Annotated in this window: 9 protein-coding genes and 2 pseudogenes; 4 read left to right on the forward strand and 7 right to left on the reverse strand. The window is 69.4% G+C overall.

Annotated elements, in window-relative coordinates:
• Positions 1-80: 80 nt before the first annotated feature.
• From ACZ6KF_RS32085 to ACZ6KF_RS32100, 4 genes are all read right to left on the reverse strand, one after another.
• A complete protein-coding gene (locus ACZ6KF_RS32085; protein WP_469160595.1) occupies positions 81-1,190 on the reverse strand; it encodes a nucleotidyl transferase AbiEii/AbiGii toxin family protein in 1,110 nt (369 codons plus the stop codon).
• Between the two features lie 123 nt (positions 1,191-1,313).
• Entirely contained in the window at positions 1,314-1,982 is a 669-nt protein-coding gene (locus ACZ6KF_RS32090; RefSeq protein WP_469160596.1) for a hypothetical protein, read from the reverse strand.
• A gap of 432 nt (positions 1,983-2,414) precedes the next feature.
• Positions 2,415-2,801: a fic family toxin-antitoxin system, toxin component gene (locus ACZ6KF_RS32095; protein WP_469160597.1), complete on the reverse strand. Its 387-nt coding sequence runs from the start codon at positions 2,799-2,801 to the stop codon at positions 2,415-2,417.
• The gene (locus ACZ6KF_RS32100) at positions 2,798-3,097 is read right to left on the reverse strand and encodes a hypothetical protein (RefSeq protein WP_469160598.1); all 300 of its coding nucleotides are present in this window, start codon (positions 3,095-3,097) and stop codon (positions 2,798-2,800) included. The genes ACZ6KF_RS32095 and ACZ6KF_RS32100 overlap by 4 nt, the downstream gene beginning before the upstream one ends.
• Before the next feature lie 228 nt (positions 3,098-3,325).
• Between ACZ6KF_RS32100 and ACZ6KF_RS32105 the strand changes: the two genes are divergently transcribed.
• Positions 3,326-3,622: a hypothetical protein gene (locus ACZ6KF_RS32105; RefSeq protein ID WP_469160599.1), complete on the forward strand. Its 297-nt coding sequence runs from the start codon at positions 3,326-3,328 to the stop codon at positions 3,620-3,622.
• Between the two features lie 610 nt (positions 3,623-4,232).
• Here the strand turns inward: ACZ6KF_RS32105 and ACZ6KF_RS32110 are convergent.
• The gene (locus ACZ6KF_RS32110) at positions 4,233-4,457 is read right to left on the reverse strand and encodes a hypothetical protein (RefSeq protein WP_469160600.1); all 225 of its coding nucleotides are present in this window, start codon (positions 4,455-4,457) and stop codon (positions 4,233-4,235) included.
• Between the two features lie 70 nt (positions 4,458-4,527).
• On the reverse strand, positions 4,528-4,851 hold the full coding sequence (locus tag ACZ6KF_RS32115) for a replication-relaxation family protein (RefSeq protein ID WP_469160601.1): 324 nt from the start codon (positions 4,849-4,851) through the stop codon (positions 4,528-4,530).
• A 241-nt stretch (positions 4,852-5,092) separates the two neighbouring features.
• On the opposite strand from ACZ6KF_RS32115, the gene ACZ6KF_RS32120 reads away from it, so the two are divergent.
• From ACZ6KF_RS32120 to ACZ6KF_RS32130, 3 genes and pseudogenes are all read left to right on the forward strand, one after another.
• Positions 5,093-5,356: a hypothetical protein gene (locus ACZ6KF_RS32120; protein ID WP_469160602.1), complete on the forward strand. Its 264-nt coding sequence runs from the start codon at positions 5,093-5,095 to the stop codon at positions 5,354-5,356.
• Between the two features lie 154 nt (positions 5,357-5,510).
• Entirely contained in the window at positions 5,511-6,125 is a 615-nt protein-coding gene (locus ACZ6KF_RS32125; RefSeq protein ID WP_469160603.1) for an RHS repeat-associated core domain-containing protein, read from the forward strand.
• Between the two features lie 833 nt (positions 6,126-6,958).
• Positions 6,959-7,459: pseudogene (locus ACZ6KF_RS32130) on the forward strand (transposase); the annotation flags it as partial.
• Between the two features lie 218 nt (positions 7,460-7,677).
• On the opposite strand, the pseudogene ACZ6KF_RS32135 reads toward ACZ6KF_RS32130, so the two are convergent.
• Positions 7,678-7,796 (reverse strand): annotated as a pseudogene (locus tag ACZ6KF_RS32135) (IS5/IS1182 family transposase); the annotation flags it as partial.

Genomic DNA, 7,796 nt, shown 5'->3' on the forward strand with positions numbered 1-7,796 from the left:
GCCGGGATACCGGAGCACGGGGATCGGGGCAAATCCCGCCCTGCGGGAGTGCGGAAGGCCGCGTCCTCCATTCGGCCGTCCTACCGGTCGGGCGTCAGACCGGGCCCGGCGGCAGGGGGAGGGACCTCGGGGTGCACGGGCTGAGCTGCCGGTCCGGGAGGTCGCGGGGGAGCAGGCGCTTCCGCGGCCCGTGCGCGCGCTTCTTCAGCGATCGCGTGGGCCTGCTTCGCGTAACGCTCCGGCAGTGGGCGGCCATCCTGCTCGGGCCGGGCTTGCCAGGCGGCATCGGCCGCATTCCAGTCGCCGGGTGTGCCTGGGGCCAGTAGCGGGGTGAGGAAGGCCTCGGCCGCGGTGGCCGCCTGCGTCCAGGTACTGCAGCCGTGCAGCCCGGGCACCTGGCGGGCGGCTGCCGGGTAGCGGTCGGGCCAGGCCGGCCCAGAGGGCTGGAATGCCGGGGGGAGAGTGAGCTCAACTCCAGGGGTAGCGGTGAGCCGCCGCCGGCGGGCCTCGGTATGCAGGGCGAGTTGTGCGCAGCGGCCGTCGAGGTTTTCGCGCTGGCTGATGAGGAGGATGTCCGCCAGGTCCCGGTAGCGGCTGGAGGGGGAGCCCTTGTGTCGTTCGTACATGGCGCAGACCTTGTCCGCCAGGTGGTTGACGATCGGGTAGAGCCTTGCCTCGGGCCAGTCGGCCGGCCAGGCCAGGTCGATCAAGGGCGTGACGCGGCGCACGTCGGGGGGCGCGCTGGGGGCGTGCCCGGTGACCACGTCCACCTTCACCACGCCGACTTCGTGTGTGCCCAGGTGCACGCGGAAGACCTGCTTCGCGCCGGCGGCCCCGTTCTCGTGCATCGACGTCCGCGTGGGCGTGAATCTCATGTAGTCGTTCAGGTCGTGCGTGGCAGCCTCGAGCAGGTCGGCGACCGCTTCCCCGATACCGTCCCCGGTGCTGCGCTGGATGTCGATGTCCTGGCTGAGACGGGCCGCGGCGGCGTACCGCATGAGCAGGGCGTGACCGCCCTTGACGATCCAGGCATCGGGCTGAGCGTGGAACACCCGGGCGATCAGACGGCTGAAGAAGTAGGAGCTGAGCACGTCTGCCACGGGCAGGCCCTCACTGCGGGCCAGGAGCTGCGCCTTGTGCTTGAGCGCGCCGTAGAACGCGGTGGGGGTCGTGTAGGCATCTCGGGCCATCGTGCTCCTGTAGCGCGCGGACACAGGCGGTCAGCCTACGTCCGCACACGATGAGCGAGCGCGTCGGACGGGAGCGCCGTGCAGGCGCAGCGATGAGAGAGGGCGCCGCCCTTGCCCGGAGCCTCAGTCCGCCACCGGCTCGGGCGGCGGCTCGCCGGCGTCGGCCAGCAGACGACTGATCAGGTCATGGCCTGACGCGGACGCGGGCAGACCATACGCCGGGGCGAACACGGCAACCTGCTGCGCCAGAGACCGCAGGTCGACGAGGCCAAGGCGTGCGGCGTCGGCCACCACGCCCCCGACATGGCCACCGTCCAGACCGGTGTGCAGCAGATCCGTGATGGTCCGTCCCACTGTGGTCACTGGCAGGCCGTCCATGACGGTGATGTGCGCGGGGTCCGGCCTGGGTTCATGGTGCACGCGCACCCCTGTCTCGACCGTGCCGCTGTCGGCGGCGAGCATCTCCACCATGCCGACGGGCAGATCGCCCAGCCCGTGCAGACGGCAGGCCGAACTGTGAGAGATGACGCCGGAGTTGCCGGTCAGCCGCTGCCAGGCGGGCCTGCCCGGTTCCAGCTGGAGCCAGGCCACCTTGATGTCCAGATGAGGAGGCAGAGGCGCTCCGGCGAGCTGGAACACGCGCGCTCCCGCCACCACGAGCACGCCCGCCTGGACCAGACCGCCGAGACAGACCGTGTCCACGCCGACCTGCTCAGCCTGCTCGGCGGTGACCAGGCCCCACTGCTCGGCCGTCACACGGCTCAGTGCCACCAGCGCATCGACGTAGTCCACGTGCCCATCCTCCCCGCTTGCGCACCGGCCGCCCAGCGAGGGGGCATCGAGTGACGGGCGTCGACGGCGGGGATCCGCTCAGAGTCGGGCGAGGGCTTCCTCGATGCCCCGACCTTGCCTCCCGGTGCCCACGAGGGCGGATGCAGCCCTTCGAAGGGATCGAACCCGCACTGCTCGATCACCCGCTGACGACCAATGACGCGATCGCAGGCCGCTCGCCGGCCGACCCGTGTGACGTTGTGGCCATGTGGTGTCGGCACTCCCGCCCGATCGTGCTGACCGAGCGCGGCGACACGGTGACCGAGAACGCACTCCTGGCCGCCGCTCGCCACGACGGCGTCACCGTCATCCGCAACGCCAACGCAAGGACACCGCCGCACCCTGCCCGACCTGCTGATAAGCGAGTCGGGGAGGCGCCGGGGCGCGTCGGGATCAGGCGACGGTCCAGTCGCGCAGCTGGCGGGCGGTCCGGGCGACGCCGAGCGATCCAGAGGCCGCGTCCCGTACGAGCGCGACCGCCGCCTTGGGCGGGTAGTCGAGTTCGCGCGCGTTGAGGATCAGGTAAGCCTCGGTCGCGTGCCATGCGAAGGCTTCGTTGGAGTGCTCCAGGCACGGCAACTTCGCCAGGGTCTGCAGCAGCGCCCCAGCCTTGAGATACAGGGATCCGTAAATGTCGCGCTCCATCGCGCGGGCGTTGACCCGGGCGACAGCGGCGTACAGCGGCCCGAGGTCGTCGACCTGAGGATCACCGTCGAGCAGCTCGGCGGCATGCAGCAGGAACGCGACGTCGAGCGGGTGGAGCGGTTCCGGCTGGGTCACGCGGCGTGGCCTCGCTCCTGGTGCTGTCCGAGATCCCGCTGCGCTTCCTGCTCGGCCGCCCGCTGTTCGGCACCGGGATCCAGACTGCTGGGCTCCGCAGCGAAAGCCGCGCCGCTGCGGGCCATGGACGCCTCAAAACCGTCCAGGAACCTGCGCTCCACGGCGGTCGCGCGGTCATAGGCGGCGGAGAGGATGTACTCCTGCATGCTGACCCCCGCCTGCTTGGCGGCGGCCGCGATAGCGGCCCGCTGCGCAGGGTCGGGGAAGCGCAAGCTCATCGCTTTGGGATCCGACATGGTATCCACGGTACCAGCGGTACCGCATGCGTGTCTCTGAAACGCCGCGGGCAACCCGGCCGCCGCGGCCATGCCTGGTGCCTCCCGCCACGGTAGGGGCCGGGCTGAAGCCCACGGGCGCAGGACCTGCCGGCCGCATTGGTGTGACCAGGCCACCGCCGTCGGCGGTGGATCAGCCGGGCACTGGAAGTGCGGGCGTGCAGATCCGGCACAGGGGAAGGGTGGCCGTTGCTCGAGTCGGTGTTGGCCTGGGCGCTGGACCTCGACTCCGCGCTGGCCGGTCTGCACCGCCGGGTGTGGGAGGCGGTGGCCTCGGACAGCCGGCCCGGGGCCCTCAACCCTTTCCATGAACCTGGGCGCTGGAGCCCGCACATCACGCTCGGCCGGGCCCGGCGGGCCGGTGCCTTCGCTGACCGGCGGATCCCCGAACTGCTGCCGGCGCCGCCGCTGTCGGCACAGCTCACCACCCTGCGCAGCTACGACACCCAGACAGGCGCCCTGGAGGTGCTGGAGCCCCGCCCCTGAGACGCTGTCCCCGACGTTGGAGCCGCAGCGGGGGTCCGGCGATGACCGGTCCGTGCAGTGTGGTCAGGACGTCCGCCGCCCGGCGCGCGTGGCGGGTCAGCTGGGTGCGTGGATCAGTGGAGCGGCCTGCTCACTTCCCAGCCGACCCCGGGCATCGGCCCCGCCGGACGCCGCGGACGCCCGGCTGCCAGTGCACATCCGTCCCGATCCGCATTGTGGCGCTGACCTGCATGGTCAGGCCAGGTGCCGATGCCACCAGGTCTTTCACGCTGTTTCGCGTGCTGCTCGTCGAGCGCGGCAGCGACGTCGCGGAGGCCACCGCGGTGTTCCTGTCCAGCGTCCCGGACCACGACGCCGTCACCGACCTGCTCCACCGAACTGTCCACCTTCGGCGGGGAACCGGCGGACCGCGGTGCACACCGGGCTGGTGTTGCGCAGTGGGCTGACCTGCATGGTTGGGGTAGCCGTGGCCCGTGGTCGGGGTCCGTAGTTGGGGTCTGGTGCGGGCCGTGGTCGGGGTTCGAGGCCCAAAGGTCTTCGTGTGCGCCACCGCCCCGCCAGTTTCCCCGCCGGCACCCGCAGATCCGCTGCTTGTCAGCCGCCGGTCCTGTTACCCGGCCCGCCGCTGCTCATGCCCGCACGCCGGCGGCTCGCGCCGCACCAGCTGCGCGAAGTGCGCAGGCCAGCCCGCGCCGGCCTCCTCCAGGCCGTGGCCCGAGCCCTGACCGGCGGCACCGGCGGTCCAGGGCACGCGCCGCTCGGGGTCGTGCAGGGACCGCCGGACCGGCGCGCCCGGCCCGGCCCGCAGGATGTCGGTCAGCGTCGCGGCGAGCACGGGAACGTCCCGCAGGAAGCGGGCCGTGTCCGGTTCGGCGGCCGTCGAACTCAGCGCGCTGATCCGCTCGTCACCCCGGCCGCTGCGGTGCCGTCCAGGACGAACAGCAGCCTCGGCAGGGGCGGGCAGTGCGGCCGTCGTTCCTCCCGCGCCACCTCCGGCTGAGCCGGCTGCCGCAGCGGGTGGGGAACCACACCCGCACCCGACCGGCCCTCCTCACCGCGATCTGGTCCACCACCCCTTCGGCCCGCAACTGTGCGAGCCGCCGCCGGGTGTGCCCGATCCGCTCTCCGGGCGTCAGGAGCAGGTGCAGCTGCTCCGTCGTCGCCATCCCGTACCGCACGAGCACCGCCACCACCATCCGGTCGGCGCCCGCCGCCTCCACGTCCCTCATCCCGGCCGCTCCCGTATCCGCTCCGTGCGGCACCACCCCTCGTGCGGGTGCCGCGTTCACGGATCACGGCATCAGCCGGCCCCGACCATGACGCCAACCATGAAGGCCCGACCACGATCACGATCCGACAACTCCCCCCGGCAACCCTGACCACGCCGACCACCTCGTCGCCGCCGCCCTCAGGCAGGGGTCGGCGGGAACGCTCCCGTCCATCAAGGCGACCTCCCCGCAGGGCACCCTGGTGGACCTCGCCTACACCTACGGCTACGGCACCGACGCCGCCACCGACGGCAGCAAGATCCGCACCAGCACGGACCACGTCCGCAACGCCAAACGCACCTACTCCTACGACGGCGCGGGCCGCTTCTCCTACTGTGTTGGACTTGGCGGTCAGCTCGCTGGCAACCTCACCTCGCAGGGCACCGACCAGGGGTGCCCGCGCGGCACCACCTACACCTACAACGACGCCCAGCAAGGTCGTAGCAGTACTGCCAGGAGTCCGTGACCGCCCCGGACTTCTCCTCCTTGGCGGATGGACGTCTTCGGCGACACCGCCTACTCCGCCGGCGATGCCCGCCACAGCCTCCACGAGGCCGGGCACCGGCTGTTCCTCAAACCCGCTCCGATTTACCCGCGAGCCCGGGGGCACGCTGAACTCCATGACGACCGGGGGCAAGACGTACTACTACCTCACCGACGCCATCGGCAGCGTGGTCGCCCTGGCGGACGCGGACGGCAACAAGGTCAACACCTACACCTACAGCCCCCGCGGCGTGCGCCTGCTGGCCCAGTCCTCCGAACCGGTCGCCCAGCCCTACCGCTTCGCAGGCAATTACCAGGACCCCACCGGCCTCTACCACCTCCAGCACCGCTACTACGACGCCAACATCGGCCGCTTCACCCAGCCCGACCCCTCCGGCCAGGAGAAAAACCCCTACCCCTACGCCGAAGGCGACCCCGTCAACCGCATCGACCCCAACGGCACACTCAGCATTGGCGGAGTTCTCGAGGGTCTAGGCAAAAGCAGTGATCTGGTCAACACCGGTATTGCCGCGCTTCAAGGCGACACCCGTGCTGCGTGGGCCAGCGTGGCTGGCTGGGCTGTCGGAACAGGGCTGCGGCGCCCTGACCGCAGGGACAGCAGTGGGAGCGGCTGTGGCACCCGCTGTATGCGCGGGTGTGGGATTCTACGCCGGCGAGATTGTTTCCGGCGCCATCAAGGGAGATTAAGTAGTTGTCGCAATGCTGGAGGGGCTAAGGCCCCTCCCGCCTAATCCGGAAGGAAAAGCATGGGGAACGGCAGCTTCACCGACGCCAGCAGGACTCGTCGAAATCTGCGATGGACAACCATTGCCTCCATACCATGCGTCCTGCTTTTGCTCTACCTGATTATGGCGCAAGGAATTAGTGAAGCATGGATCGGGATCGGCATTGTTGCCGCAGTCTTGGCTCTCATAATATGGCGCTTCAAGGGACTTGGTGATAGCGGCCTTCCCCCTCAACACTGAACCACCTGACCCAACTAGCCGGCGCTGCTTCCCGCTTACCGGCAAGCTCAGCATCCAGATCAACACCTACACCTACAGCCTCTTGGGTGTGCACATTCCGGCTCAGCCGTCCGAGCCGACACCTCAACTCAAGCAGCCCAACGAAGCGATCGGGGGAGCCACTTCTAGCGGCTCCCCCGATCGGAAAGAAATAAATACCGGGGGTTCCGTGGGTTCTGGGGTGTGTCAATTTTAACGGCTGATCTTGGTTGTTGAGTGGTCAGTTGTTGCTCGGGGTCAGGCGGCCCTCGAAGGCCGACAACTTCTGCGGCCTCAGCCGGTAGACGCGCCGTTCTCTCGATTCGGGTGCCTGATCGGAGAGAACAATGCTGGAAAGTCGTCGGTGCCGCGATGGCCCTGACCAGGCAGATGCCGATCTGGGCTCAACCGGCCCGGTGGCTTCCCTCACGGCCCTCGCTGCACATCTCAGCTCTCTCGGCCTCCACACGAGTGATACGTGCGATGACTGCCGGGTGGGAGGCCAAAACGGCGGGCAGCGTCGTCCCGGTGTCGGGTCTGTAAATCGTTCGGTGTGCTTCCCGATCATGGAGGATGCATCGATGACCAGTGAGAACCTGGGCGAGTACGAGGCCGGCGAGTTGGCAGCGGCTGCGTCGGCGAAGGCTGTGGACGACCAGCTGATCGACGAGCTGATCGACGAGCTGGTGAGCCGGGCCCAGGCCGAGGGCCTACAGCTGACCGGTGAGGGTGGGCTGCTCCAGCGGCTGACCAAGCGGCTGCTGGAGTCCGCCCTCGAAGGCGAGATCACCGACCACCTCGGCTATGACAAGCCGACCCGGCGGGCAAGAACGGCGGCAACGTCCGCAACGGCAAACGCTCCGAGACGGTCCTGACCGACGTCGGGGCCGGTGAAAATCACCGTTCCCCGCGATCGGGACGGCTCCTTCGAGCTGAAGATCGTCAAGAAGCGGCAGAAGCGCCTGACCGGCGTCGACGAGATGGTCATCTCGTCGGCCGCGAAGGGCCTGACCACCGGCGAGGCCCGGGCCCACCTGGCCGAGGTCTATGGCGTCGACGTATCCCGCCAGGCCATCTCCACCTTCCGTGCCCATGTCGGTCTGGACCAAGGCGGCGTTGGGGCGCGGCTTCGTCCAGTCTGCCGACGGGAACGTCTGGTCCTCCCCCGGGATTCTCCTGACGGGAGTGTGATGGGCGTCACTGAGGTCGGGTCTTCGGATTTGCTTCGGCGGCCGTTCTTTTCTGGCGGCAGGTCGATGTGATGAGGCTGGAGACAGCAGATGGCCAGTAACAAGTCATCTCAATTGGTCAGTCGTCGGTAGCGGATGAGGGTGCAGGCGATGCTGGTAAAGGCCAGGAAGTGGCTGGCTTTGCGTTCGTAGCGGCGGTGGAGACGTCGGCAGCCGGCGAGCCAGGCCA

The organism is Streptomyces sp. NPDC046379, assembly GCF_055587785.1.